Genomic DNA, 25,275 nt, shown 5'->3' on the forward strand with positions numbered 1-25,275 from the left:
ATCTAAGCGGTGAACCGTCGTACCCAGGCGACCGCGCCCGGCAGGATCTCCTCGACCGGCGCCACGTCCGGGTACCAGGTGCGCTCCCACTCCAGCGAGACCCATCCGGCGTATCCGGCCGCGCGCAGCAGGTCGCCGGCCTCCTCCAGCGGGACCGAGCCCGTCCCCATCGGGACCGGGGTGGTGTCCTCGGCCGAGACGGCGTCCTTGACCTGGACGTAGGCGAGCGAGGGGCCGAGCGCCGCCAGCGTGGCGGCCGGGGACTCGCCGTGCCGCCAGGGGTGCAGCAGGTCCCACAGCGCGCCGGTGACCTCGGGGCGGCCCGCCTCGGCCAGCAGCCCGGCCACGGCCGCGCCGGTGGGCATCCGGTCGTGCGTCTCGACCAGGACGCGTACACCGAGGGCGGCGGCCGTACCGGCCACAGACCTCAGCCGGCGGGCGCCGACCGCCGGATCGTCGCCGCGCGGGAACACCCGCACGCCCGGCGCGCCCAGATCGGCGGCCAGCCGCAGGTCGGCGAGGAGCGCGTCGGCGACCGGCGCGTCCGGTCCCGGCTCACATATGCCGACATATCCAGCCAGGGCGGCGATCTCCAGCCCCGCCCGCTCCACCCGTTCCCGCACCGCGCGCCGCTCCCGCGCGGTGAGCCCGGCATGGACGCCGGTGTCCGGATGCAGCCGCAGCTCAAGCCCCTGGCAGCCGTGCGCGACGGCGATCCCGGCCGCCCGCTCCAGCCCCTCCCCCGGCATCCCCAACGTGCTGACCGCCGGCTTCACGCCGTCACCCCGGCTTCCGCGCCCGTCACTCTCACGCCATCCTCCTGACGCTCTCCCGCAGCACGACCTCGCCCGCGACGTGCTCGACCACGGGGGCGGCGGCGTCCTCGCGGCCGAGCGCGAGCTCCAGGGCCCGCGCCCCCATGTCCGTCAACGGCAGCCGCACGGTCGTCAGCGCGGGCACATGATCACGCAGCGTGACGATGTCGTCGAACCCGGCCACCGAGACGTCCTCGGGCACCCGGATCCCGCGCTCGCGGCAGGCGGCCAGCGCGCCCACGGCCATCACGTCGTTGACCGCGAACACGCAGGTCGTCGCCGCGCCGATCTCGGTCGCGGCCCGGTAGCCGCCGTCGCGGTCGAACGGCCCGTGGACCACGACGGGCTCGGGCAGGCCCAGCTCCCGCAGCGCCTGCGTGAACCCCTCGCACCGGTCGGCGGCGGTCACCAGGTGGGGCGGCCCGGCCAGCACGGCGAAGCGGGTGTGCCCGAGCCCGGCCAGCGCGCGGGCCAGGGCCGCGGCGCCGGCCCGGTTGGCGGGCGCGACGGTGTCCACGCCGAGCAGGTCCTGGCCGACGCACGCGGCCCGCCCGCCGCCCTCCTGGTAGCGGGCCAGCTCCTCGCGCAGCCGCCCGGTCACGACGGGGTCGGCGACCCGCGAGCCGACCAGCAGCACGGCGCGCACGCGCTGGGCGTTCATGGTGGCGACGTAGGCGATCTCCTGCTCGGGGTCGCGGTGGGTGGTGCCCACCATGACGAGCATGCCCTCGGTGGCGGCGGCCCGCATCGCGCCGTCGGCCAGCGCGGCGAAGTAGGGGTCGGTCAGGTCGTGGACGACGATGCCGATGACGTTGCTCGCCCCCCGGGCCAGCGTCTGGGCGGCGATGTTGGCGCGGTAGCCGAGCTCGTCGGCGGCCCGTTCGACGCGGGCCCGCAGGGTCGCGCCCACCTGGCGGGTGCTGCCGTTGAGCACCCGCGAGGCGGTGGCGAGGGAGACGCCGGCCTGTTTGGCGACGTCCTCAAGCGTGACCACGAGACCTCCCGGAAAGCGGTTTCCAAGTCTGCCAGACGACGACCTGGCTCCGCATCCTCGCACGCCCGCCCGCGGCGGTGACACAACTCGCGGCACCGCGCTTACCAGGACGGCGACGGGACCCTCACGCCCAGGGGAACAGGATGTCGAACAGGCCCTTCTTCTCGCTCGGCGTGGGGGCGGGCTGCTCCTGCTGCGCGGGCGGCGCCTGGGTGGGGGGTGCGCTCTCCTGCCGCTCCGGCTGCCTGGTGGCGGGCGCCTTGGCAGCCGAGTCCTCGGCCGAGTCCTCGGGGGTGCCGTCGGAGGTCTCGTTCATCCCGTCCTGCGGGCCGTGGGTGACCTTCTCGTCGGGCGTGGCCGTCGGACGGCTCTCGCGGGTGGCGGTGGGCCGCGCCGACGGCTCGCGGGTGGGACGGGGGCGCCGGGCCACGGGGGTGGGGGTTACGGTCTCGGACACGGTCGGCTCGGCGGTGTCCGTTTCCTCGGGCTCGGGGGCGGACTCGGTCTCCTCCGGGAGCGCGGTCTGCGGCGGGGCGGTGACCTGGCTCGCGCCGGCGCAGGCGCCGACCCCGCACGGGTCGTCGGAGGAGGTGCCGGTGAGCAGCCAGCCCGCCCCGGCGCCGACCAGCACGACCGCGGCGGCCGCCAGCACCAGCACCCTGGTACGCCGGCGCACCTCGCGATCGCGCCCGGCGCCGCCCCGGCGGTCGTCGGCGTCGTCGGTCCAGCCGGAGCCGAGGAAGCCGCGCCTGGTCTCACCCGCGTCGTCGTCGCCGTCGGGCTTGTAGCCCTGGTCCAGCGGCAGGTAGGGCAGGTCGTCGTCGTCGGCCGCGCGGTCTGCGTCGGGCACGTCGGGGCCGTCCGCCTCGACGACGGCGTGCGGCCCGCTCCGGCTCTCGTACGGCCCGGCCAGCGTCTCGTGCGGCCCGCTCAGGGCCTCGTGGGACCCGCTCGGCCCGTCCAGGACGTCGTGCGGGCCGCTCGGGCCGTCGAGCACGTCGTGCGGCGCGTCGGCCGGGGGCGCGGGGGGCGCGGGGGTCGCCGGGGCTTCGACGGGCTGCGCGGCCTGGCCGGCCGGGAGGATGTAGGTCTCGTTGCCGGAGACCTGGATCGCGGGCTGCTCGTCGGTGTCCTCGGTGCTCCACCGGGGGGACAGCACGTCTCCGGTCAGCTCCGGGTTTAACGGTTTACCCTGCCCATCCTCGTACGGCCTGTCGTTCTCGTCGCGCGCCACGATGGAACCTCTCTAGCTCTGAATACGGACCGCGACCTTTCTTAACAGACTTGTCCGGAAATTTCACATGTTTCACTAAAGTTACTCAGCGTCACATTCGTCCCAGCCAGCGGGCGAGCGCGGCCTCCAGCGGGTGCCCCCGCGCCTCCGACGTCCAGGCCGTATAGCCGTCGGGCCGCACGAGCAGCGCCTCGGCGTCGTGCTCCGCGCCGCCCCGCACGATCTCCAGCCGGTCCGCCCACGGAGCGGCCGCCGCCACCAGGTCGTCGCGCCCGCCGAGGTCCAGCAGCAGCGCCCGGCCGCCGCGCAGCAGCTCCGCGGTGCGCACCACGCCGCCGGCCGTCTTGACCGGCAGGTCGGGAGCCATCCGCCCGGCTCCGGGCACGCCCACGTCGTAGGCGGTGTCCACCCCGGCGATCATCCCGCTCAGGTACTCGTTGACCTGGTCGAACCGCATCAGCTCGGCGAACAGCTCGCGCAGCGGGTCGACGGCCGGGTCGGGGTGGGCCAGCGCGCTCTGGGCCCGCACGTTCCACAACACCCGCGCGCCGACCGGATGCCGCTCCATGTGGTAGCTGTCCAGCAGCCCGGCGGGGGCCTCGCCGCGCACCTCGGCGGCCAGCTTCCAGCCCAGGTTGAAGGCGTCCCCCAGGCCGGTGTTGAGCCCCTGGCCGCCCCACGGGAAGTGCACGTGCGCGGCGTCCCCGGCCAGCAGGACGCGGCCCGCGCGGTAGGTCTCGGCCTGCAGGGCGGCGTCGCCGTACCGGGACAGGTTGCGCGCGCCGGCCATCGGGACCGGGACGCCGAGGATGTGCTCGGCCGCCTCCTGGAGCTCCTCGATCGCGACGGGCGCCTCCCGGTCGGCGTGCGGCGCGCGGAAGTCGTAGGTGGTGACGCGGCTGTGCCCGGCGGGGTCGAGCCAGACGATGGCCCAGCCCCGCGGCGTACGCGTGTAACCCGGCGGCACCGTGTACGGGTCGAGCAGCCGCACGTCGCCCATGAGCGCGGCGACGCGGGCCCCGGCGCCGGTGAACGGGATGCCGGCGGCCTTGCGCACGACGCTGCGCGCGCCGTCGGCGCCGACGACGTAGCGGGCGGTCAGCTCGCGGCCGTTCACGGTCAGGGCGACGTGGTCGTCCCGCTGCTCCAGGCCGGTGACCTCCTGGCCGCGCCGGATCTCCGCGCCGAGGGCCGCCGCGCGGCGGGCGAACACCTGCTCGGCCCACGCCTGCGGGCTGCCCACGATGCTCGGGCCGCCGTCCGAGACCGCGCCGAGGTCGAGCCCGAACATGCCGGAGAAGTGGAAGCTCACGCTCCCGTACGTGGACCGCCCCACCGCCTCCAGCAGCCCGCGCCGGTCCAGACTCCGAGCCGTGCCCGCGTGCAGCGTCCCGGCCTTGGACTGGCCGGTCGGCACGGCGAGCCGTTCGAGCACCAGCGGCCGCACCCCCTGCAGGCCCAGCTCGGCGGCGAGCAACATGCCCACGGGCCCGCCACCCACCACGGCGACATCGAACACAGGAGCCTCCTCGAACCCAAATGAGTACGTAATCCTCGTACATACGAACAATGTCCGTCAAATCACCGTTCGTGTTATCCGTACAATGGCGGCATGCTGCACCCGTCGCGTGACCAGATCCAGTTGGTGGAGGTGCTCGCCGCGCTCGGCCATCCCGTACGCGCCAAGATCGTGCGCGCGCTGGCCTCGGGGGACGAGCTGTTCTGCGGCGAGGTCGTGGCCGACGTGCCGAAGTCGACGCTGACCGCCCACTGGCGGGTGCTGCGCGAGGCCGGCGTCATCTGCCAGCGCCCGGAGGGCCGCAAGCTGTTCATCCGGCTGCGCCGCGACGACCTCGACGCCCGCTTCCCCGGCCTGGTCGATCTGCTGCTGGCCGAGGACCTCTAACCCGCCGGCCGGGTCACAGGCAGGGGTTCGTGGTGGAGTCGACCACCTTGTCCTTGAGCGAGCCCGGGATCGCCGACGCCACCCGCACGCCCGGCCAGTCGGCCCCGATGACGAGCTGCACGATCGGCCCGTCGGGCAGCGGGGTGACCTTGGTCGCGTACGGCTTCGGGTTCACCGGGGCGACCTTGCCCGCCACCGGCGTGCGCTTGTCCTTCGACAGCCGGGCGGCCACGGCGTCCCCGTAGACGGCGCCGTTGTCGGCGTCCTTCTTCGCGTACCGGATCGACGTGGTGGCCACCGGCGCCGCGTTGCCGACCTGGACGACGGCGAACCCCTGGTCGGCCAGCTCGTCGGCCACCTGGCCGGCCTTGCCGAGCTCGGTGGTGCCGTTGAGCACCTGGACGCGCACCCGCCCGTTCTCTACCTTCGGCTTGGCGGCGGCCGAGGGCGGGGTCACGTTGACGTCGGAGCGCACGGCCTCGAAGAAGTTGCGCGCGTCCGGCTGCTTGAGCTGCACCCGGTTCTTGTCGGCCGGGTACGCCTCCACCGGCACGGTGATGCCCTTGAGCTCCTTGGCGGTCAGCCCCTTGACGCTGCCCGCGATCTCCAGCATCCGCGACAGCGTGAGCTTGTCGTCCACGGTGACGGCCTTGATCGCGGCCCTGAGGAACCCGTCGGCCTTGATGGGGTCGGTGAGCAGCCCGCCATCGGTGATCTTGTCCAGCACCTTGGTGAGGAAGACCTGCTGACGCTGGATGCGGCCGAGGTCGCTGCCGTCGCCGAGGGTGTAGCGGGTGCGCACGTACCCGAGGGCCTGCTCGCCCTTGACGACGTGCTTGCCCGCGCTGAGCACGAGCTTGGCCTTGGGGTCGTCGACCGCCTTGGGCAGGCAGATCTCGATGCCGCCCAGGGCGTCGACGATGCCCTTGAAGCCGGTGAAGTCCACCTTCACGATGTGGTTGATCTTGATGTTGGTGAGCGACTCCAGCGTGCGGACCGTGCAGTCGATGCCGCCGTCGTTGAAGGCGGAGTTGATCTGGCGCAGCCCGCCGGCCAGCATCGTGCCGGTGCGGCTCCGGCACTGCGGGATCATGACCATGGTGTCCCGGGGGAAGCTGATCATGGTGGCCTTGTCCCGGTCGGGGGAGATGTGCAGCACCATGATCGTGTCGGTGCGCTCGCCGAGGCCCTGCGACTTCGCGCCGTACTTCTTGTTGTCGCCCTCGCGTGAGTCCGAGCCGACGAGCAGCACGTTGAGCGCGCCGGTCTCGGGCGGCCGCGACGGCCCGGCGTCCACGGAAATGCGCGGGATCCCGTTGTCGATGCTGCGGTAGTACGCGTACCCGCCCAGCGTGACGGCGACCAGCACGAACGTCAGCACCATGCTCACCCACGCCATCGGCGTGATCCGCCGCACGCGCCCCGGAGGCCGGCCCGGGCGACGGTCGGGGCGCTGATCGGGGTGGCGGTCCGGGCGGCGGTCGGGGCGATGCTGCGGCCGTTCCGGCGCTCTCCGGCCCTCGCTCACGCGCCCCCCTCTACGCGCGCCCGCACAGGACGCAACCCCGCGCGCCCCTCGCAGAGCGCGGCCCCCTCTGGTGTGACGCGCAGCATACTGATAATCCGCCGCATATACGGCGTGTCGCAAATTTCACCCCATAGCAGCCTCCGGCGGACGCGTCCGGCGAGGGCTCCATGCAATGCGCGCGAATCCACGGCGTCACTACGGTCCGTGACGCCATCATGACGTCCATGCTTCTGACCGAGATGGCGCCCCCTCCAGGCGCCGAGGCGCTGGCCGGGCTGCGCACCGCCGCCCGGACCGCCCGCCGGGCCGTCTTCGTCGCGCTCGCCGGCTCGATCGCGCTGCTGGCCACGTCACAGGTGCTGGCCGACCGCGCGCCGACCAGAGAGCAGACGTTACCGCTCGCCGTGCTCTCGCTGGTGGTGTTCGCGATCGCGGTGCCCGTCCTGGCGGTCACCCAGCTGGTGTGGGGCGCGCGGGCGCGCCTGGTGCGCCGGCGCGAGCGCGAGCTGTTCGCCGTGCCACCCTCGGCCCGGCGGCGTCCGCTGAGCCGGCTCGGCGTCGCGTCCGGCTGGGCCGTGCTGCTGCTCCTCGGCGCCACCTCTCCCGGCCAGTTCAGGGCGGCCGCTCTGTACGCCTTCGCCGACGCCCTGAGCTGGGCCGTCGAGGCCGCCATGGTGATCGGCCTGGCCGCGGGGGTGTCGTTCCTCATCTGGTGGGCACGGGACGCCCTGGGGATAGTGGCGCGCGCCGGTCGTCCGGGAGGATCACCTGGCGATCCGTGGGATCCCGGCCGGGGCGCGCGTCCACGAGGGGGCGCGGCGCTCTGGACGGGCGCGGCCGTGGCGGTCGCCGCCCTGCTCGGAGCCCGCGCCCATCTCTGGGAACCGCCCATGCCGATCGTTTACGCGCTGCTGACCGCCGCCCTCGTCTGCGGGGTGGTTACCGACGAGTAGCATAGGCGCGGAACCCCATCCAAGAACGAGGAGCGAATCCGTGCCTTCCTCTCGTGACGTCGTGTTCGTCGACGGCGTACGCACGCCCTTCGGCAGGTCAGGGCCGAAGGGACTGTACGCGGAGACCCGCGCCGACGACATGGTCGTCCGCGTCATCCGCGAGCTCATCCGGCGCAACCCCGGTCTGCCTCCCGAGCGCGTGGACGAGGTGGCCATCGCCGCGACGACCCAGATCGGCGACCAGGGCCTGACCATCGGCCGCTCTGCGGCGGTGCTGGCCGGTCTGCCCAAGAGCGTGCCCGGCTACGCGATCGACCGCATGTGCGCGGGCGCGATGACCGCGGTCACCACGGTCGCGGGCGGCATCGCCTTCGGCGCCTACGACGTGGCCATCGCCGGCGGCGTCGAGCACATGGGCCGCCACCCCATGGGCGAGGGCGTGGACCCCAACCCGCGGTTCCTGTCGGAGAAGCTGGTCGACCCGAGCGCGCTGGTCATGGGCATGACCGCCGAGAACCTGCACGACCGCTACCCGTCGATCTCCAAGGAGCGCGCCGACGCCTACGCGGTGCTCTCGCAGGAGAAGGCGGCCAAGGCGTACGCCGACGGCAAGATCCAGCCCGACCTCGTGCCCACCGCGGTCCGGACGGCCGAGAAGGGCTGGGGCCTGGCCGCCGAGGACGAGGCGCCGCGCCCCGGCACCACGATGGAGGCGCTGGGCGCGCTCAAGACGCCCTTCCGCCCGCACGGCAACGTCACCGCGGGCAACTCCTCCGGCATCAACGACGGCGCCACCGGCTGCATCGTGGCCGCCCGCGAGGTCGCCGGCGAGCTGGGCCTGACGCCGAAGATGCGCCTGGTCTCCTACGCCTTCGCGGGCGTGGACCCCGAGGTGATGGGCGTGGGCCCGATCCCGTCCACCGAGCGGGCGCTGCGGCTGGCCGGGCTGTCCATCGGCGACATCGGCCTGTTCGAGGTCAACGAGGCGTTCGCCGTCCAGGTGCTGGCCTTCCTGGAGCACTTCGGCATCGCCGACGACGACCAGCGCGTCAACCCCTACGGCGGCGCGATCGCCTTCGGCCACCCGCTGGCCTCCTCGGGCGTGCGGCTCATGACGCAGCTCGCCCGCCAGTTCGGCGAGCGGCCCGACGTGCGGTACGGCATCACCACCATGTGCGTCGGCATGGGCATGGGCGGCACTGTGATCTGGGAGAACCTGGCATGAGCGACATCGAGACCTGGCGCGCGCTGCTGAGCGGGCGCAACACCGACGAGGTCGTCACCAAGGCCCTCGTGCGCGACGTGCCGCTGCCCGGCGGCGCCGGCACGATGGCCCTGATCACCCTGGACAACGGCTTCGACCACACCAAGCCCAACACCTTCGGCCCGCACGGCCTGTTCGCGCTGGAGGAGGCCCTGTCGCGGATCGCGGAGCGCACCGACCTGGCCGCCGTGGGCGTCACCGGCAAGCCGTTCATCTTCGCCGTCGGCGCCGACCTCAAGGGCGCGGCCGCCGTGGCCTCCCGCGAGGAGGCCGAGGCCATCGGCGCGCTGGGCCACCACGTCTTCCGCAGGCTGGGCGAGCTGCCGATCCCGACGTTCGCGTTCGTGAACGGCGCGGCCATGGGCGGCGGCCTGGAGATCGCGCTGCACTGCGCGTACCGGACGATCTCCTCCGGCGTGCCCGCGGTGGCGCTGCCCGAGTGCTTCCTCGGCCTGGTGCCCGGCTGGGGCGGCACGCAGCTGCTCCCCCGCCTGATCGGCCCGGCGAACGCGATCAAGTTGATCATCGAGAACCCGCTGTCGCAGAACCGCATGATCAAGGGCGCGGACGCGTACAAGCTGGGCGTCGTGGACGCGATGTTCGAGCCGGCCGACTTCCTTGAGGAGTCGCTGCGCTGGGCCGCCCGCGTGGTCAAGGGCGAGGTCGCCGTCGAGCGGCAGGAGCACGACGGCTGGGACAAGGCCGTCGCCGACGCGCGCTTCCTGGTGGACATGAAGCTGCGCGGCGCCTCTCCCGCCCCCTACCGGGCGCTCGACCTGATCGCCCTGGCCGCGACCGCCTCGCGCGACGAGGGCTTCGCCGCCGAGACGCAGGCGCTGGCCGACCTGCTGATGGGCGACGAGCTGCGGGCCGGGCTCTACTCCTTCGACCTGGTCCAGCGCCGGGCCAAGCGTCCGGCCGGCGCGCCGGACAGGTCGCTGGCCCGCAAGGTCACCAAGGTCGGCGTCGTGGGCGCCGGGCTGATGGCCTCGCAGATGGCGCTGCTGTTCGCCCGCCGCCTGGAGGTCCCGGTCGTGCTGACCGACCTCGACCAGTCCCGCCTGGACAAGGGCGTGGGGTACGTGCACGCCGAGGTCGACAAGCTGCTGGGCAAGGGCCGCGTCTCGGCCGACCAGGCCAACCGGCTCAAGTCCCTGGTCACCGGCTCCCTGACCAAGGACGCCTTCGCCGACGCCGACTTCGTCATCGAGGCCGTCTTCGAGGACATGGCGGTCAAGAAGCAGGTGTTCGCCGAGGTCGAGGCCGTGGTGTCGGCCGAGTGCGTGCTCGCCACCAACACCTCCTCGCTCTCGCTCACCGAGATGGGCGCCGGGCTGGCGCACCCCGAGCGGCTGGTCGGGTTCCACTTCTTCAACCCGGTCGCCGTGATGCCGCTGCTGGAGATCATCAGGGGTGCCTCGACCGACGACGCCACGCTGGCCACGGCGTTCGCGGTGGGCAAGTCGCTGCGGAAGTCGTCCGTGCTGGTCAAGGACGCGCCGGCGTTCGTGGTCAACCGGCTGCTGACCTGCTTCATGGGCGAGGTCGTGGCCGCCGTGGACGAGGGCACGCCGCTGGAGGTCGCCGAGCACGCGCTCGACGGCCTGGGGCTGCCGATGACACCGTTCGCGCTGCTGCAGCTCGTCGGCCCGGCCGTCGGCCTGCACGTCGCCGAGACGCTGCACGCGGCCTTCCCCGAGCGGTTCGGCGTCTCGGAGAACATGGCCAAGCTGGTCGCCTCGGGCAAGCCCGGCGTCTACCGTCCGGACTTCTCGCTCGACCCGGAGGCGGTGGCCCTGTTCGCCGGCGGCACGTCGCCGTCCACGGCCGAGCAGGTCCGCGAGCGCGTGCTCGGGGCGCTGTTCCGGGAGATCCGGATCATGCTGGACGAGGGCGTCGTCGCCGGGCCGCAGGACATCGACCTGTGCATGATCCTGGGCGCCGGCTGGCCGTTCCATCTGGGTGGCATCACGCCTTATCTGGACAGGTCGGGGATCGCCCAGCCCCGGTTCCTTCCGCCCGGTGTGGCCTCGCTGCCCGCGTGATTTTACGGAGGCCCGCCCGGCGGGTCTCCGTACGTCATGGCCGCCTTCGCCGTAGCGTACTGTGCCGTCCTACGAACGGAGAGTAACCATGATGCGAGCAGTCGGCACGATCGCTCTGTGCGGAGCCCTCGTGCTGGGCGCGTCGTCGCCCTCCCTGGCGGCGGCGCCCCCCACCCCCAAGGTCGTCCTCAAGGTCACCGTGGCAGTGAAGAACGGCCCCACCAAGGGCGCCTGGCTCAACTGCAGCCCCGACGGCGGCACCCACCCCTCCGCCCACGCCGCCTGCGAGCTCCTGCGCAAGGTGAAGGGCGACCCGGCCAAGATCAACGTCTCGCCGAAGGCGGCCGCGGCCTGCGGCAAGGAGGTGGAGCCGCGCGCCGTCATGATCCTCGGCAAGTGGTACGGCAAGACCGTCCAGTGGGGCAAGGTCTACACCAACGCCTGCACGATGAAGGCGGGCCTCGGAACGCTCCTGGCGATCTGAGCGGGTGAGGGGGGCGGGCGGCCGGCCCGCCCCTCTCGCGCGTCACCGGCCGGGCACGGCGCCCCGCCTGCTGTGCCGGTAGCCGTAGGCGAAGTAGACGACCACGCCGATGATCATCCAGACGACGAACCTGAGCCAGGTCTCCAGCGGCAGGTTGAGCATCAGGTAGAGGCAGGCCAGCACCGACAGGATCGGCAGCAGCGGCACCATCGGCACCCGGAAGGCCCGCTCCAGGTCGGGCCGGGTGCGCCGGAGCACGATCACGCCGACGGACACCACCATGAACGCGAACAGCGTGCCGATGTTGACCAGCTCGGCCAGCTCCCCGAACGACACGAACCCGGCCAGCGCCATGGTCACCAGGCCGATGAGGACGGTGAGCCTGGCGGGCGTGCCGAAGGTCGGGTGGACGACGGCCAGCCGGCGCGGCAGCAGGCCGTCGCGGCACATGGCGAACAACACCCGGGTCTGCCCGAGCAGCAGCACCAGCACCACGGTGGTCAGACCGGCGATGGCGCCCACGCTGATGATGGCGGCCAGCCAGGGGTGGCCGACGGCGGTGAACGCGTCCGACAGCGGCGCGCTGGTGCTCAGCTGCTTGTACGGCTGCATGCCGACCACGACCAGCGAGACGGCGACGTAGAGGATCGTGCAGACGGCCAGCGAGCCGATGATGCCGCGCGGCACGTCGCGCTGCGGGCGCACGGTCTCCTCGGCGGCGGTGGCCACGATGTCGAAGCCGATGAAGGCGAAGAACACGATCGCCGCGGCCGAGAAGATGCCGATCACGCCGAACGCGACGGGCGTGACCCCGAACAGCACCTGGATCAGCGGCGCCTTCAGCCCCTCGACCCGCGGCGAGGCCACCGGCTCGGGGATGAAGGGCGTGTAGTTGGCGGCCTTGACGAAGAACAGCCCGGCCACGATGACCAGCAGCACCACAGTGATCTTGGTGATCACCAGGATCAGGTTGACCCGCGAGGAGATCTTGATGCCGGCCACCAGGATCGCGGTGAGGATCAGCACGATGGCCACCGCGGGCACGTTGACCACGGGATCGTCGCCCGCGATGGAGGCCGGCAGGTGGATGCCGACGGAGTCGAGCATCGAGGCGAAGTAGCCCGACCAGCCGACCGACACCACGGCCGCGGCCAGCGCCAGCTCCAGGATCAGGTCCCAGCCGATCACCCAGGCGGGGAACTCGCCGAGGGTGGCGAAGGAGAAGGTGTAGGCGGACCCGGCCACGGGGATCGTCGAGGCGAACTCGGCGTAGCACAGCGCCGCCAGTCCGCACACGACGGCCGCCACGACGAACGAGACCGCGACCGCCGGCCCGGCCACCTCCTTGGCCACCTGGCCGGTGAGCACGAAGATCCCGGTGCCGACGATCACGCCGATGCCGAACACCATCAGGTCCATGGCGGTCAGGCGTTTACGCAGCTGATGCTCGGGAGTCTCGGTGTCGCGGATCGACTGTTCGACGCTCTTCGTGCGAAAGATGTCCACGATCAGCGATCCTTCCCAGACCCTCCGTGATCATGCGCTCGGGCCGCGCCGGCCGGTGAAGCGCCTCGTCGGGGGTAGCGGACCCGCATCATGGTGGACGACCTGCTGGACACGCTGGCCGGTCAGGACGTGGCGGTGGTGCTGGCGCTCGTCCTGGTCTTCCTGACCCTGGACGCCTCGGTCGGGATCGGCCTGATCACGCCGGGCGACGGCCTGCTGATCGTCGCGGGCGCCACGTCGGGCAGCGTGCCGGAGACGCTGGCCCTGATCGGCACCGGCGTGCTGGCCTGCCTCCTGGGCGCGACGAGCGGCCACCGCCTGGGCCGCCGGTACGGCCCCCGCCTGCGCAACAGCAGACTCGGCCGGCGCGTCGGCGAGGAGCGCTGGAGCCGGGCGGAGCAGATCCTGCGGCGCAGCGGCTGGGCGCTGGCCCTGGCCTACTTCCTGCCGGTGGTGCACGCGCTGACGCCGGCCCTGGCGGGCGCGGTGGGCATGCCCTACCGCCGGTTCATGCCGTGGGCCCTGCTGGGCAGCACGGCGTGGGTGAGCACGTACATCGTGCTGGGGGCGGTGGCCGGGCAGATGGCGCGGCGGGAGGCGGGCCTGCTGCTGCCGGCGGCGGCCGCGGCGGTGGTCGTCATGCTGGCGATCACCGCCGTGGTCCGCCGGGTGCTCAACGGCGGACCGGCTGCTCCACGCGGGAGGTCCGCTTCGCGACGGCCTCGGTGATCTGGCGCGCGAGGTCCTGGCCGGTCAGGCCGATGCGGCCGAGGATCGCGGCCCGCTTGGCGTGGTCGAGGAACTCCTGCGGGATGCCGAAGGTGCGCACCGGGACGTCGACGTCGGCGTCGCGGAGCAGGCGGGCCACGGCGTCGCCCACCCCGCCCACCCGGCCGTTGTCCTCGACCACGGCGACCAGCTTGTGGGCGCCGGCGGCCAGCGTCAGCGCCTCGTCGAGCGGCTTGACCCAGCGCGGGTCGACCACGGTGGCCGAGATGCCCTGCGCGTCGAGCAGGACGGCCGCCTCCATGCACACGTGCGCCATCGGGCCGACGCCCACCAGCAGCACGTCCGGCTCGCCCTCGGCGGCCCGCAGCAGGTCCATCTCGCCCAGGCGGCCCACGGACTCCAGGGGCTCGGCCACCGGGCCCTTGGGGAAGCGCAGCACGGTCGGCCCGTCGGTGACCTCCACGGCCTCGCGCAGCAGCTCGGTGACGCGGTCGCCGTCGCGCGGCACCGCGATCCGCAGGCCGGGCACGACCTGGAGGATCGACAGGTCCCACATGCCGTTGTGGCTGGCGCCGTCGTCGCCGGTGACGCCGGCCCGGTCGAGGACGACGGTGACCGGCAGCCGGTGCAGGGCGACGTCCATCAGGAGCTGGTCGAAGGCCCGGTTGAGGAAGGTGGCGTAGACGGCCACGACCGGGTGCAGGCCGCCGAGCGCCAGACCGGCGGCGCTGGTCAGCGCGTGCTGCTCGGCGATGCCGACGTCGTAGATGCGGTCGGGGAAGGCGTCGGCGAAGGCGTTGAGGCCGGTGGGGTGGAGCATGGCCGCGGTGATGGCGACCAGGTCCTCGCGCTCCTTGCCGAGCCTGACCAGCTCCTCGCTGAAGACGTTGGTCCAGATGCGCGGCTTGGGCTTCTCGGCGCCGGTGGCGCGGTCGAAGGCGCCGGGCGAGTGGAACTGGTCTTCGTCGTGGTTCTCGGCGGGGGTGTAGCCGCGGCCCTTCTGGGTGAGGGCGTGGACGATGACCGGGCCGCGGAAGGCGCGGGCCTTGCGCAGCGCCGCCTCCATGGCCTGCTCGTCGTGGCCGTCGATGGGGCCGACGTACTTCAGGCCGAGGTCCTCGAACATGACCTGGGGGGCCAGGACGTCCTTGACGCCCTTCTTGAAGCCGTGGAGGGCGTCGTAGAGGACGGGAACGTTCCCGAGCTTGTCCTTGACGTATTCGAGCATGTCCTCGTAGCGGCGGTTGACGCGCAGCGAGGACAGGTGGGAGGCCAGGCCGCCGATGGTCGGGGAGTAGGAGCGGCCGTTGTCGTTGACCACGATCACGACGGGCAGGTCTTTGATCGCGGCGATGTTGTTCAGCGCCTCCCAGGCCATGCCGCCGGTGAGCGCGCCGTCGCCGATCACCGCGACGACCGTGCGCTCGCGCTCGCCGCGCAGCTTGAACGCCTTGGCCAGGCCGTCGGCGTAGGACAGCGCGGTGGAGGCGTGGGAGTTCTCGACGAAGTCGTGCTCGGACTCGGTCTGGCTCGGGTAGCCGGACAGGCCGCCCTCCTGCTTGAGCGCCTCGAAGCCGGCCGCGCGGCCGGTGAGCAGCTTGTGCACGTACGCCTGGTGGCCGGTGTCCCAGATGACCGGGTCGCGCGGGGAGTCGAAGACGCGGTGGACGGCGATGGTGAGCTCGACCACGCCCAGGTTCGGCCCGAGGTGGCCGCCGAACCTGGCGCAGGCGTCGACGAGCAGGTCACGGATCTCCCCCGCGAGCCGCGGCAGCTCATCGACAGCGAGCCGTTTGACGTCGTGCGGTCCCTCTATCGAGCCCAGCAACCCGCTCACGGATGCGACTCCCCTCTGCCTCGTTCGCCGTCTGTTCCTTTTCGACGACGCAGAAGAGTCTAGTTCGCCGACGTCTCGCTGACTCCATCGAGTCAAATCCGCCCACCTATGTCAGATCTTGACCTAGTCTTGCAGGACATATGAACTCCGTCCCAAAAGGTAAGGTCGCGGCATTGGTCGGCGCGGCCGTCGCGCTCGCCCTGGCCGCCGCCTCCCTGGTGCTCGTGCTCGCCGAGGTCGCCACGACCTCGACCGGGCGCTCGCCGATCAACGAGGCCCAGCAGGTCGCCTCGCCGCCGGCCAAGGCGACCGCCAAGAGCAAGGGACCGACCACCTCCGGCGGCAGGACACTGGCCACGGCCAACCCGCTGTACAGGACCGGCAAGCTCGTGGACGTGAACTGCGAGCCCGGCGACCTGCCCCCGGGCAGCATGATCGCCTACCGCCGCTACCTCACCCGGGTCACGAACTGCCTCAACAGGACGTGGGCGGCCCAGTTCCGCAAGGCGGGGCTGCCGTTCACCAAGCCGCGCCTGCGCATCATCACCAAGAAGGTCAGGACGCCCTGCGGCGCGTGGAACACCGGCGCCGACGGCGTCTACTGCTCCACGGACCGCACCATGTACCTGATGATCAGCCGCGACCAGCTCCGCAACCCGTTCCCGCTCGGCATCACCCGCCTGGTCGCCCACGAGTACGGCCACCACGTCCAGCAGGCCTCCGGCATCTGGAACTACTACTGGACGGCCAGGTCCACCGCGAGCAAGGCCAGGCGCCTGCAGTTGTCGCGCAACTCCGAGCTCCAGGCCGAGTGCTTCTCCTCCATCTTCATGAGCACGATGAAGGAGTCGCCGCTGGTCACGCAGTCCGACTGGGCCTACACGGTGGAGTGGTTCTACAAGAACGGCGCCAAGGGCTGGCCGCAGAACGACCACGGCAAGGGCCCGACGCAGGCGGCCTGGATGACCAGGGGCTTCAACCGGGGCGCGCCGGGCTCGTGCAACACGTGGGCGGCGGCTGCACGAAACGTCCAGTGACGTCTGGCATTTCCGCTTTACCTTGATCTCTCTCTTTTGTAGTGTGCCTTCCCATGCGTACCCCCCGATTGGCGATCATTGCCGGAGCCCTGGCGAGCGTTTTCGTCGCCGGTACGGCCCACGCGGCCGTGGCCGCCCCGGCGAGCAAGCCGGTCCTGACGAAGAACCCGATCTACAAGACCGGCCGGCTCGCGCTCAGGACGTGCGAGGAGCCGCCGGTCCGGTCCGGGACCGAGGACGAGGCGCGGGTCTACTTCGAGGCGGTGCTCGAATGCCTCGACAAGGCCTGGGCCCCCAAGCTCAAGCAGGCGGGCTTCGCCTTCAGCAAGCCGAAGTTCCAGGTGATCACCAAGCTGGGCGCCCCCACGGGCTGCGGCGGCTTCCCGGAGGGCGCGCAGGCGCTGTACTGCCCGGTCAACAAGACGATGACCCTCCTGCTCAGCCCGAACGTCGTGGAGGAGCCGTCGGACCCGGTGCTGATGCTGGTGGTGGCCCACGAGTACGGCCATCACGTCCAGAAGCTCACCGGCATGCTCCGGCACAACAAGCGCGGCGAGTACGTCCTGGACAACCCGCGGAACCTGGAGCCGGTGCGCCGTACCGAGCTGCAGGCCGAGTGCTACGCCGGGGTGTTCATGGGCAGCGTCTGGGACTCGCTGGGCCGTAGCCAGAAGGAGTTCGACTCCCTGCTCAAGGGCACGCACGACCCGGCCGACCTGAGCGCGCTCGGCGTGAAGACGCGCTCCTCGGCCGACCTGAGCCACGGCTCGGACGCCAACGTCGCGTGGTGGCTCAAGCGCGGCTTCACCGGCAAGTCGGCGGGCTCCTGCAACACCTGGGCCGCCCCCAAGGGCAAGGTCAGCTAAGCCAAACTCGTACAAACTCCTCTAAGATCCGCGATCGTGCGCATTCCCCTCATGGCGCTCGCCATGTGCATGATCGCGGTTCTTCTGTCGCCGGCTCCGTCGGCCGCGGCGGGCCGCCCGGCGCGAGGGGGGTTGTCGGCCGCGCCGGTCGTCTCACGGGAACGCCTGGCCTGCGCCGTCCCCGCCATCCGGGCGGGCAGCGCCGCCTCGCTCAAGTCCTTCCACCGGGCCATGGCCAGGTGCGCCGACCGGTTCTGGGCCGGCCGGTTCGCGGCCGCGGGCCTGACCTACACCCCGCCCGAGGTGACCGTCACCACCGGCGCCGACTCGGTCTGCGGCCGGATCACCGCCAACGGCGCGCAGTACTGCCCGGTGCAGCGCACGATCGTCATCCGCGTCATGAAGCACGACCTGGACGACCCGTTCCGGATGAACGTCGCGCACTCCGTCGCGCACGAGTGGGGACACCACGTCCAGGAGCTCACCGGCGTGCTGGACGCGCAGAACGCCCTGTACCAGCCCGCCTCCACGGGGGCCCGCACCCTGCTCAGCCACCGGCTGGAGATGCAGGCCGAGTGCTTCGCCGGCGTCTTCTACAGCGCCGCCCTCGCCTCGATCAAACCCGACGTCACCTGGCGCGAATGGCTGGACGCCGTCCGCCGGGCGGACTACAGCAAGATCCACGGACGCCCGCGCAACCTGGCCTACTGGCAGAACCGCGGCTACCGCGACGGCTCCGCCGCCGCCTGCGACACCTGGACGGCCCCGAAGGCCCGGGTGCGCTAGGAGCTGACCCTGGCCAGCACTTCCAGCGGGTCGGCCAGCACGTGGGCGAAGGCCAGCTCGGCCGCCCCGACCAGGGTCACGTGGTCGCCGAGCGCCGACGTGCGCAGCCGTACGTGCTCGCGCTGGGGGGCCATGGCGTGCAGCGCCAGCCGGGTGCGGACCTGCGCCGCCGAGCCGAGGTAGACCTCCCGCAACATGCCCCCGAAGATCACCATCTCCGGGTTGAAGATGTTGACCAGGTTCGCCACGCCGAGCCCGAGCCAGTCGCCGACCCGGCTCAGCGCCTCCTGCGCGACGATGTCGCCCCGGTCGGCCGCGTCGACCACGGCGCGGACCGCGTCGCGGCCGTGCTGGCCGGGCCCGAACCGGCCGGCCAGCTCCAGCAGCGCCCGCTCCCCCACCTCGGCCTCCAGACAGCCGTGCGAGCCGCAGGAGCACTCGCGCCCGCCGGGGTTGACGACCATGTGGCCGACCTCGCCGCCGTAGCCGTCGAAGCCGCCGAGCAGGTGGCCGCCGGTGATGATGCCGCCGCCGATGCCCACGTCGCCATGCAGGCAGATGAGGTCGCGCACGCCCACGCCGAGGCCCCGGCTGTGCTCGGCCAGGGCCGCCAGGTTGGCGTCGTTGCCCACGCTGACCGGCAGCCCGAGGCCCAGCCTGCGGCCCAGCTCCTCGCCGAACGGCACGTCGTGGGCCATCAGGTTGGGCCCGAACGTCACCACGCCGTCGCCCTTGCGCACCCCGCCGGACACGGCGGCGGCGGCGCCGACGCACACGGTGTCGTCGCGCGTCTTGCGCCGCATCTGCCTGGCGAACCCCGACAGCACCCCGGCCAGCTCGTCGAGGGCGAACCTGCCCCGGTCGCGGGTGGTCTCCCTGCGGTCGAGGATGACGCCGCCCAGCCCCACCCGCGCCGCCACGAGCCGGTCGGGGCCCACGTCGAACGCGAACACGTAGACGCGCGCCGACTCCGGGCGCACCACCAGCGAGGGCCGGCCGGCCCGGCCGGTCTCGCGCGGCAGCTCCTCCCGCACCAGCCCGGCGGCGGTGAGGTCGGACGTCAGCGCCATGATGGTGCTGCGGTTGAGCCCCATCTTCGAGGTCAGCTCGGCGCGCGAGATCGGCCCGCCCAGATGGACATGGCGAAGCAGCGCGCCGAGATTGTGGCGCCTGATGTCCTCCTGGGACGGTCCGGCACGCATCGTCTGGGGTTCCTTCAGGGGCTGCGGGTCGCTGATCACCTTAGACCAGCAGCCGCCGCCCGCTTGCGCGCCAGGGCGTCGACGCCCGCGGCGAGCAGCAGCACGCACCCTGTGACCAGGTACTTCACGCTCGCACCGTAGCCCATCAGGCCCATGCCGTTCTCGATCACGGCCACCACGGCGCCGCCGAGCACCGCGTCGAGCACCCGCCCCTTGCCGCCGAACAGGCTGGTGCCGCCGATGACGGCCGCGCCGACCGCGTACAGCAGCACCGAGCTGCCGCCCGTGTTCGGGTCGACCGAGCTGGCCCGGGAGGCGGCCACGATCCCGCCGACCGCCGCCATCGCGGAGCAGATCACGAACGCCGCGATCTTGATGCGGTCCACCGGGATGCCCGCCCGGCGCGCGGCCTCGGTGTTGCCGCCGACCGCGTACAGGTGCCGGCCGAACGCGGTGCGCCGCAGCACCAGCGTCCAGACCACCAGCAGCACGACGATCACCGGCACCACGATCGGCACGCCGGTGAGCGAGACCAGCGCGGGGTTGCGGCTGCGCTCCAGGTTGAGCACGTAGACCGCGAGCCCGCCGAGCAGCGCCAGGGCGCCCACACGGGCCGCGATCAGCGACAGCGGGTCGGCGACCAGGCCGCGCGCGGACCGGTTCCTGGCCCGCAGGAGCTGCACGGCCGCGAAGCCCGCCACGCACACCGCGTACAGGATCCAGCCGAGCAGCGGCGGCAGGTTCTTGTTGGCCACGGCGACGATCACGCTGTCCCGGACGGAGATGTTGGTGCCCTCGTTGACCAGCACCAGGACCAGGCCCTGGAAGGCCAGGAAGGCGGCCAGCGTGACCACGAACGACGGTATGCCGACCTTGGCCACCAGCGTGCCCAGGACGATGCCGATGAGCACGCCGGTGGCGATGGCGGCCAGTACGCAGACGTACCAGGGCAGGCCGAAGGTGGCCAGCGTGACGGCGAGCACCGCCGCGCAGACGCCGCTGGCGAAGCCGGCCGACAGGTCGATCTCGCCCAGCAGCAGGACGAACACCAGGCCCATGGCGATGAGCGTGACGTTCGCGCCCTGGGTGAACAGGTTGGCGAAGTTGATCGACGTGACGAACGCGGGCCGGGCCAGGGCGAAGACCGTGCAGAGCACGATCAGGCCGAGCACGGCGGGCAGCGCGCCCATGTCGCCGCCCCGGACGCGCTCCCAGTACGCCCGCACGCTGTGCGCGATCGACGGGGACTGCGCGGCGACGACGATGGCCTCGCCCGGGAGTTCCTTGACCTTGCTCATGGGGTGACCCCGTTCTTGAGGCCGAGTTCGCCGCTGCGACCCGAGGTGATCAGCTCGACGACCTGGGCGTGCGTCACGTCGGCGGTCTTGACCTGGGCGGCCATCCTGCCGAGGTAGAGCGCCGCGATCCGGTCGGAGACGGCGAACACGTCGTTCATGTTGTGCGAGATGAGGACGACCGCGAGGCCCGTGTCGGCCAGCCTGCGCACGAGTTCGAGCACCTGCGCCGTCTGGGCCACGCCGAGGGCCGCGGTGGGCTCGTCGAGGATGACGACCTTGCTGTTCCACAACACGGCCTTGGCGATCGCGACGGTCTGCCGCTGGCCGCCGGACAGGCTGGAGACCTGCTGCCTGATGGACTTCACCGTGCGCACGGACAGGCTGCTGAGCGTCTTCTCGGCCAGCTCCTCCATGCTGTCCTCGTCGAGCAGGAAGCCGTTCTTGCGTTCCCTGCCGAGGAACATGTTCTGGACGATGTCGAGGTTGTCGCAGAGCGCCAGGTCCTGGTAGACGATCTCGATGCCGAGCTCGCCCGCGTCCCGGGGGGTGTGGACGGCGACCTGGCGGCCGTCGAAGAGGATCTGGCCCGAATCGATGGGGTAGATGCCGCCGATGCACTTGACCAGCGTCGACTTGCCGGCGCCGTTGTCGCCGACCAGCGCCGTGACCTCGCCGGGGTAGGCGGAGAACTCGACCTCGTGCAGCACCTTCACCGGACCGAAACTCTTGTCGATCCCGCGCACTTCGAGGAGGGGGGTCATGGGGCTCCCTAAAGAGGGGCGCGGCCTCGCGCCGGTGGCACCCGGCCGCGCCCGTCCATGCTATTGAATTCCGGCCTCAGTGCACTTCTTGGCGAAGTCGGCGGTGCAGAGCTCCTCCTTGGTGACGTAACCGTCGGCCACGACGTCCTTGACGTTGTCGAAGGTGATGGCCTGCGGCTCCAGCAGCTCGGAGGGCACGTCCTGGCTGGTCTCGGGGTCCTTGACGCTGGCGCTCGCCGTGGGCTTCTCGCCCTTGGCCAGCGCGACGGCGAGCTTGGCCCCGGCGTCGGCCTCCTTCTTGACCGCCTTGTAGACCGTCATGCACTGGTCGCCCGCCAGGATGTTCTGCAGGCCCTGGACGGTGGCGTCCTGGCCGGTGACCGGCACCTTGCCGTTGAGGTTCTGCTTCTTCAGCACGGTGATGGCGGCGTTGCCGAGGCCGTCGTTGGCGGCCAGCACCCCGGCGATCTTCGGCTGCTGGGTGAGCATCTGCTCGAAGATCGTCCCGGCCTGGGTGTTGTCCCAGTCGGGCACGGCCTGGTCGGGGCCCTTGACGTACTCGCCGGCGTCGAACTTGGGCTTGAGCACGCCGTCGTAGCCGTTCTTGAACAGGGTCGCGTTGTTGTCGGTCGGCGAGCCGTTCAGGTAGGCGACGATGGGCTTGTCGGCCTTCTTGTCGGCCAGGCACTTGCTCAGGCCCTCGCCCTGGAGCGTGCCGACCTTGGTGTTGTCGAAGCTGACATAGTAGGCGGCGCCGCCGCCCAGGGTCAGGCGGTCGTAGTCGATGGTGGCCACGCCCTGCGACTTGGCCTTCTCGATGACGGCCTTGCCGCTGCCGCTGTCCAGGTTGACGATCATCAGGACGGTGGCCCCGTTGGTGATCATCTGGTCGGCGATGGTCTGGAACGCCGTCTTGTCGTTCTGGGCGTTCTGGATGTCGTACTGGACGCCCGCGGCCTTGAACGCCTCTTCCAGGTACTTGCGGTCCGCCGTCTCCCAGCGCGCCGACGACTTGCTGTCCGGGAGGATGACGCCGATCTTGCCGGCCTTCGCGGCCTGCGTCGCCGAGGCGGAGGAGGTGGAGGTGGTGCCGGTCTGACCGCTGTCGCCCCCGCAGGCGGTGAGACCGAGGGCGAGCGTCGCCGCCGCGGCGGTCAGGCTGAGGATCCCCTTGCGCATGATGCAGGGTCCTTTCTTCCGGAGGGGCCCGGATGAATGTTGTTTGCGGCAACGTATTCCGCCGCGGCCTGCTTTGGAAGACCCTTCCGTCCAGCAGTTTGTTGTTTCCGGTAACAATCCAGAAACGTGGAGGCGAAGGATGGTAACTGACAGTGACTATTTAGTTACTGCGCGTGACGGGTGGGGCGCATGAGGATGGAGAGGCCCTCGAAACGAAAGGAATCCCGCCCATGCGCCACCGTGCCCGCCTGGCCGCGCTGAGTCTCGCCCTCGCCTCCGCGACCGCCGCGCTCCTCGCGCCCCTGCCCGCCCAGGCCGCGACCGGTCAGGTCGTCGTCTTCCAGGTCGAGCCGCTGCCCCTGGAGATCTACAACGACCCCGGCGGCTGCACGAAGCTGCCCGCCGCCGCGCACGTGCTCAACAACCAGACCGATCAGGTCGTCCGCATCTACGGCGACCCGTTCTGCTTCGGGTCGTCCGTCACGGTCCGGCCCGGCTACGGCAGCCACGTCCCGGCGGGGTCGGGAAGCTTCTCCGTGGCGTAGTCGAGCGCCGTACCGCGAACGGCCCCCGCGGGGGCCGTTCGCTCAGCGGCGTGGGGTGTACGGAGCCAGCGCCCCGAAGTCGACGTCCGCGTCCGGCCACCGGCGCCGCAGGGCCGCGGCCACCTGGCGGCGCCATCCGGCCAGCCGGGGCAGCGTCCCTTACGCGGTACGGGCGGCCGCCTCCAGGGTCGCGACGAGCTGGGCCCGGCTGTCGTCCCCCGCCGGGCGGCCGTCCAGCACGGCCAGCCGGGTCAGCCGGGCCAGCGCGTACGACACGCACGCCGCCGCCAGCCCCCTCCCGTAACGCCCGTCGTCCTCGGCCTGCGGGACGCCGGCCGCCAGCGCCCGCCGGTAGACCTCGCCCTCGGCGGGGCCGCCCAGCGACAGCCAGCCCGGACCCGGCACGTGCAGGGGGACCGCGTCGTGCGGCGCGTGCGTGAACCCCGCGAACTCGAAGTCGATCAGCCGCGCGTCGGCCGGCCCCGCCGCGTGCACCAGGACGTTGTTGGCCTCGGCGTCGCCGTTGCTGAGCACCAGGAACGGCCCGGGCTCGGCCAGTTCCGCCAGCGCCGCGCCGAACTCCCGCTCCACCCCGCCCGGGACCGGCACCCCGGGCAACGACGGCATCCCCGACTCGCGCTGCCGGGCGACCCGCCCGAGCCGGTCGGCGGCCGGATCGACCGGCCCGAGCGCGGCCCGCCGCCGGTAGTACGCCTCCGCGTGGCCCGCGGTGAGCGCGCCGAGCTCGCCCCGGGCGCGGGCGGCGGCCGTCAGCCGGTCCGCGTGCGCGGCGGCGCCGTGGCGGCGCAGCAGCCCGTCGAGCGCGGTCCGCGGCGCGAGGTCCTCCAGCACCAGCCGCCCCTCCGCCAGATCGACGGCCAGCACGCGCGGCGCCAGGGCCGCCCCCAGGTCCTCCGACAGGAACCGCAGGGCGGCCGCCTTCGTGCGCAGCCGCCACGGCTCGTCGCGGACGCCGGAGGCGTGCGGCCCGAGCGTACCGAAGGACCGAGAATCGCCCCATCGCTAGACTGCCCGACCATGACCGAATTCGACGAGCAGGGACGCCCAGAACCGCCCTTCATGGGCGACGAGACCGAGACCCTCCTGGGCTTCCTCGACTTCCTGCGGGCCACCCTGGAGTGGAAGTGCTCCGGCCTCGACGCGGCGGGCCTCGGCGCCACCATCGCCGCCTCCCCGATGACGCTCGGCGGCATGCTCAAGCACCTGGCCTACGTCGAGGACCACTGGTTCTCCCGCCGTCTGCACGGGAACGACTTGAACGCCCCGTGGGACACCGTCGACTGGACGGCCGACCCCGACTGGGACTGGCACTCCGCCGCCCACGACTCCCCCGACGAGCTGCGCGCGCTCTGGCGGGACGCGGTGGCCCGCTCGCGCGCCCTGACCGCCGAGGCGCTGGCCGCCGGCGGCCTCGACCAGCCCGCCCAGCGTCCCTGGCCGGACGGCCGCCGCCCGCACCTGCGCTGGATCCTCGTCCACATGATCGAGGAGTACGCCCGGCACAACGGCCACGCCGACCTCATCCGCGAGTCCGTCGACGGGCAGACCGGCGAGTAGCCCGGCGGATCAGGCCAGCAGGCTCTGCGCGATCAGGGCCAGCGCCGACGCGGTCGCCACGACCAGGACGGCCGTCCGCACCTTGCCGCCGTCCAGGTAGCGGCGCAGCGGCCGCGACGCCAGGAAGCCCAGGACCATCGGCACGATCAGGGTCGCGCCGGTGGCCAGCGCGCGGGCGGGCAGATGGCCGACGAACGCCAGGATGGCGATCGACTGCGCGGCGCTCAGGAAGAAGAACATCGCCAGGGTGGCCCGGATCTGCGGCCCCTTGGCGCTCTGGTACACCAGCGCCAGGGGCGGGCCGCCGATGCCCGTGGCGGTGCCGGTGATCCCGGACACGAAGCCTGCGCCGGTGATCGTCGCGCCGTTGCGGACGACGCTGACCGTACGCGCGGTGAGCCCGACCGCCAGCAGCACCATCACCCCGACCAGCACGCCGAGCGCCTGGACGGAGACGTACACGACGATGACGGCGCCGACGGCGCTGCCGGGGACCCGGCCCAGCAGCGCGAACCCGAGCCCCCGCCAGTCCACCCGCCGCCACTCGGCGGCCAGCGTGAACAGCGGCAGCGTCATGTTGACCACCTGGATCGCGCCGGGCATCAGGCTGTGGTCGAGCATCGTCAGCACGGGCGCGGCCACCAGCCCCAGCCCGAACCCCACACTCCCCTGCACGACCGCACCCAGAAAAACCGCCATACTCCCGACAAGCAACACAAATCCCGCAT

At 72.1% G+C, this 25,275-nt stretch carries 24 protein-coding genes; 11 read left to right on the forward strand and 13 right to left on the reverse strand.

Annotation, left to right across the window (positions count from 1 at the left end):
* Positions 1–2: 2 nt before the first annotated feature.
* The 4 genes from ACIBQ6_RS32770 to ACIBQ6_RS32785 form a co-directional block, all read right to left on the reverse strand.
* On the reverse strand, positions 3–776 hold the full coding sequence (locus tag ACIBQ6_RS32770) for a TIM barrel protein (RefSeq protein ID WP_358284743.1): 774 nt from the start codon (positions 774–776) through the stop codon (positions 3–5).
* Between the two features lie 31 nt (positions 777–807).
* Entirely contained in the window at positions 808–1,809 is a 1,002-nt protein-coding gene (locus tag ACIBQ6_RS32775; protein WP_358284741.1) for a LacI family DNA-binding transcriptional regulator, read from the reverse strand.
* Positions 1,810–1,933: 124 nt separating this feature from the next.
* Positions 1,934–3,043: a hypothetical protein gene (locus ACIBQ6_RS32780; RefSeq protein WP_397216571.1), complete on the reverse strand. Its 1,110-nt coding sequence runs from the start codon at positions 3,041–3,043 to the stop codon at positions 1,934–1,936.
* A gap of 91 nt (positions 3,044–3,134) precedes the next feature.
* Positions 3,135–4,562 carry an FAD-dependent monooxygenase gene (locus ACIBQ6_RS32785; protein ID WP_397216573.1) on the reverse strand — a complete coding sequence of 476 codons (1,428 nt, stop codon included), beginning with the start codon at positions 4,560–4,562 and terminating at the stop codon, positions 3,135–3,137.
* Between the two features lie 93 nt (positions 4,563–4,655).
* On the opposite strand from ACIBQ6_RS32785, the gene ACIBQ6_RS32790 reads away from it, so the two are divergent.
* Positions 4,656–4,949: a helix-turn-helix domain-containing protein gene (locus tag ACIBQ6_RS32790; protein ID WP_352365580.1), complete on the forward strand. Its 294-nt coding sequence runs from the start codon at positions 4,656–4,658 to the stop codon at positions 4,947–4,949.
* Positions 4,950–4,962: 13 nt separating this feature from the next.
* Here ACIBQ6_RS32790 and ACIBQ6_RS32795 read toward each other — a convergent pair whose 3' ends face one another.
* Positions 4,963–6,348: an LCP family protein gene (locus tag ACIBQ6_RS32795; RefSeq protein WP_397216575.1), complete on the reverse strand. Its 1,386-nt coding sequence runs from the start codon at positions 6,346–6,348 to the stop codon at positions 4,963–4,965.
* Positions 6,349–6,701: 353 nt separating this feature from the next.
* Here ACIBQ6_RS32795 and ACIBQ6_RS32800 point away from each other — a divergent pair, with 353 nt between their 5' ends.
* From ACIBQ6_RS32800 to ACIBQ6_RS32815, 4 genes are all read left to right on the forward strand, one after another.
* Positions 6,702–7,430 carry a hypothetical protein gene (locus ACIBQ6_RS32800; RefSeq protein ID WP_358284731.1) on the forward strand — a complete coding sequence of 243 codons (729 nt, stop codon included), beginning with the start codon at positions 6,702–6,704 and terminating at the stop codon, positions 7,428–7,430.
* A gap of 61 nt (positions 7,431–7,491) precedes the next feature.
* On the forward strand, positions 7,492–8,655 hold the full coding sequence (locus ACIBQ6_RS32805) for a thiolase family protein (RefSeq protein WP_397216805.1): 1,164 nt from the start codon (positions 7,492–7,494) through the stop codon (positions 8,653–8,655).
* Entirely contained in the window at positions 8,652–10,739 is a 2,088-nt protein-coding gene (locus ACIBQ6_RS32810; RefSeq protein WP_397216578.1) for a 3-hydroxyacyl-CoA dehydrogenase NAD-binding domain-containing protein, read from the forward strand. Before ACIBQ6_RS32805 ends, ACIBQ6_RS32810 begins: the two co-directional genes overlap by 4 nt.
* An 88-nt stretch (positions 10,740–10,827) precedes the next feature.
* Positions 10,828–11,223, forward strand: a complete 396-nt coding sequence (locus ACIBQ6_RS32815; RefSeq protein ID WP_358284727.1) for an SSI family serine proteinase inhibitor — start codon at positions 10,828–10,830, stop codon at positions 11,221–11,223.
* A 42-nt stretch (positions 11,224–11,265) separates the two neighbouring features.
* On the opposite strand, the gene ACIBQ6_RS32820 is transcribed toward ACIBQ6_RS32815, so the two are convergent.
* Positions 11,266–12,729, reverse strand: a complete 1,464-nt coding sequence (locus ACIBQ6_RS32820) for an amino acid permease (protein ID WP_358284725.1) — start codon at positions 12,727–12,729, stop codon at positions 11,266–11,268.
* Positions 12,730–12,819: 90 nt separating this feature from the next.
* Between ACIBQ6_RS32820 and ACIBQ6_RS32825 the strand changes: the two genes are divergently transcribed.
* Positions 12,820–13,458: a DedA family protein gene (locus tag ACIBQ6_RS32825; protein ID WP_397216580.1), complete on the forward strand. Its 639-nt coding sequence runs from the start codon at positions 12,820–12,822 to the stop codon at positions 13,456–13,458.
* Here the strand turns inward: ACIBQ6_RS32825 and dxs are convergent.
* Positions 13,403–15,295, reverse strand: coding sequence for a 1-deoxy-D-xylulose-5-phosphate synthase (gene dxs / locus ACIBQ6_RS32830; protein ID WP_397176389.1), 1,893 nt, complete (start codon positions 15,293–15,295; stop codon positions 13,403–13,405). The genes ACIBQ6_RS32825 and dxs overlap by 56 nt on opposite strands.
* A gap of 140 nt (positions 15,296–15,435) precedes the next feature.
* Between dxs and ACIBQ6_RS32835 the strand changes: the two genes are divergently transcribed.
* The 3 genes from ACIBQ6_RS32835 to ACIBQ6_RS32845 are packed head-to-tail and all read left to right on the forward strand — an operon-like array spanning position 15,436 to position 17,984.
* Positions 15,436–16,332, forward strand: coding sequence for a neutral zinc metallopeptidase (locus ACIBQ6_RS32835; RefSeq protein ID WP_397216582.1), 897 nt, complete (start codon positions 15,436–15,438; stop codon positions 16,330–16,332).
* A gap of 53 nt (positions 16,333–16,385) precedes the next feature.
* Complete coding sequence (locus ACIBQ6_RS32840; RefSeq protein ID WP_358284717.1) at positions 16,386–17,198, forward strand: neutral zinc metallopeptidase; 813 nt, start codon at positions 16,386–16,388, stop codon at positions 17,196–17,198.
* A gap of 36 nt (positions 17,199–17,234) precedes the next feature.
* Positions 17,235–17,984, forward strand: a complete 750-nt coding sequence (locus tag ACIBQ6_RS32845) for a neutral zinc metallopeptidase (RefSeq protein WP_358284715.1) — start codon at positions 17,235–17,237, stop codon at positions 17,982–17,984.
* Here the strand turns inward: ACIBQ6_RS32845 and ACIBQ6_RS32850 are convergent.
* Genes ACIBQ6_RS32850 through ACIBQ6_RS32865 form a run of 4 tightly spaced genes read right to left on the reverse strand, consistent with a single transcriptional unit; the run spans position 17,981 to position 22,424 of the window.
* On the reverse strand, positions 17,981–19,186 hold the full coding sequence (locus ACIBQ6_RS32850) for an ROK family transcriptional regulator (RefSeq protein ID WP_352325906.1): 1,206 nt from the start codon (positions 19,184–19,186) through the stop codon (positions 17,981–17,983). The genes ACIBQ6_RS32845 and ACIBQ6_RS32850 overlap by 4 nt on opposite strands.
* 35 nt (positions 19,187–19,221) lie before the next feature.
* Positions 19,222–20,484, reverse strand: a complete 1,263-nt coding sequence (locus tag ACIBQ6_RS32855) for an ABC transporter permease (protein ID WP_358284713.1) — start codon at positions 20,482–20,484, stop codon at positions 19,222–19,224.
* Positions 20,481–21,245, reverse strand: a complete 765-nt coding sequence (locus ACIBQ6_RS32860) for an ATP-binding cassette domain-containing protein (protein ID WP_352365555.1) — start codon at positions 21,243–21,245, stop codon at positions 20,481–20,483. Before ACIBQ6_RS32860 ends, ACIBQ6_RS32855 begins: the two co-directional genes overlap by 4 nt.
* A gap of 60 nt (positions 21,246–21,305) precedes the next feature.
* A complete protein-coding gene (locus ACIBQ6_RS32865; RefSeq protein WP_358284711.1) occupies positions 21,306–22,424 on the reverse strand; it encodes a substrate-binding domain-containing protein in 1,119 nt (372 codons plus the stop codon).
* Between the two features lie 230 nt (positions 22,425–22,654).
* On the opposite strand from ACIBQ6_RS32865, the gene ACIBQ6_RS32870 reads away from it, so the two are divergent.
* The gene (locus ACIBQ6_RS32870; RefSeq protein ID WP_358284709.1) at positions 22,655–22,969 is read left to right on the forward strand and encodes a hypothetical protein; all 315 of its coding nucleotides are present in this window, start codon (positions 22,655–22,657) and stop codon (positions 22,967–22,969) included.
* A gap of 159 nt (positions 22,970–23,128) precedes the next feature.
* On the opposite strand, the gene ACIBQ6_RS32875 is transcribed toward ACIBQ6_RS32870, so the two are convergent.
* On the reverse strand, positions 23,129–23,854 hold the full coding sequence (locus tag ACIBQ6_RS32875; protein WP_397216585.1) for a hypothetical protein: 726 nt from the start codon (positions 23,852–23,854) through the stop codon (positions 23,129–23,131).
* 153 nt (positions 23,855–24,007) lie between these two features.
* Between ACIBQ6_RS32875 and ACIBQ6_RS32880 the strand changes: the two genes are divergently transcribed.
* Positions 24,008–24,547, forward strand: coding sequence for a DinB family protein (locus ACIBQ6_RS32880; RefSeq protein WP_397216587.1), 540 nt, complete (start codon positions 24,008–24,010; stop codon positions 24,545–24,547).
* A 9-nt stretch (positions 24,548–24,556) separates the two neighbouring features.
* On the opposite strand, the gene ACIBQ6_RS32885 is transcribed toward ACIBQ6_RS32880, so the two are convergent.
* The gene (locus ACIBQ6_RS32885) at positions 24,557–25,246 is read right to left on the reverse strand and encodes a sulfite exporter TauE/SafE family protein (protein ID WP_397216589.1); all 690 of its coding nucleotides are present in this window, start codon (positions 25,244–25,246) and stop codon (positions 24,557–24,559) included.
* Between the last annotated feature and the right edge of the window lie 29 nt (positions 25,247–25,275).

Source organism: Nonomuraea sp. NPDC049655 (assembly GCF_044465465.1).
In the GTDB taxonomy this organism is placed as follows: Bacteria; Actinomycetota; Actinomycetes; order Streptosporangiales; family Streptosporangiaceae; genus Nonomuraea.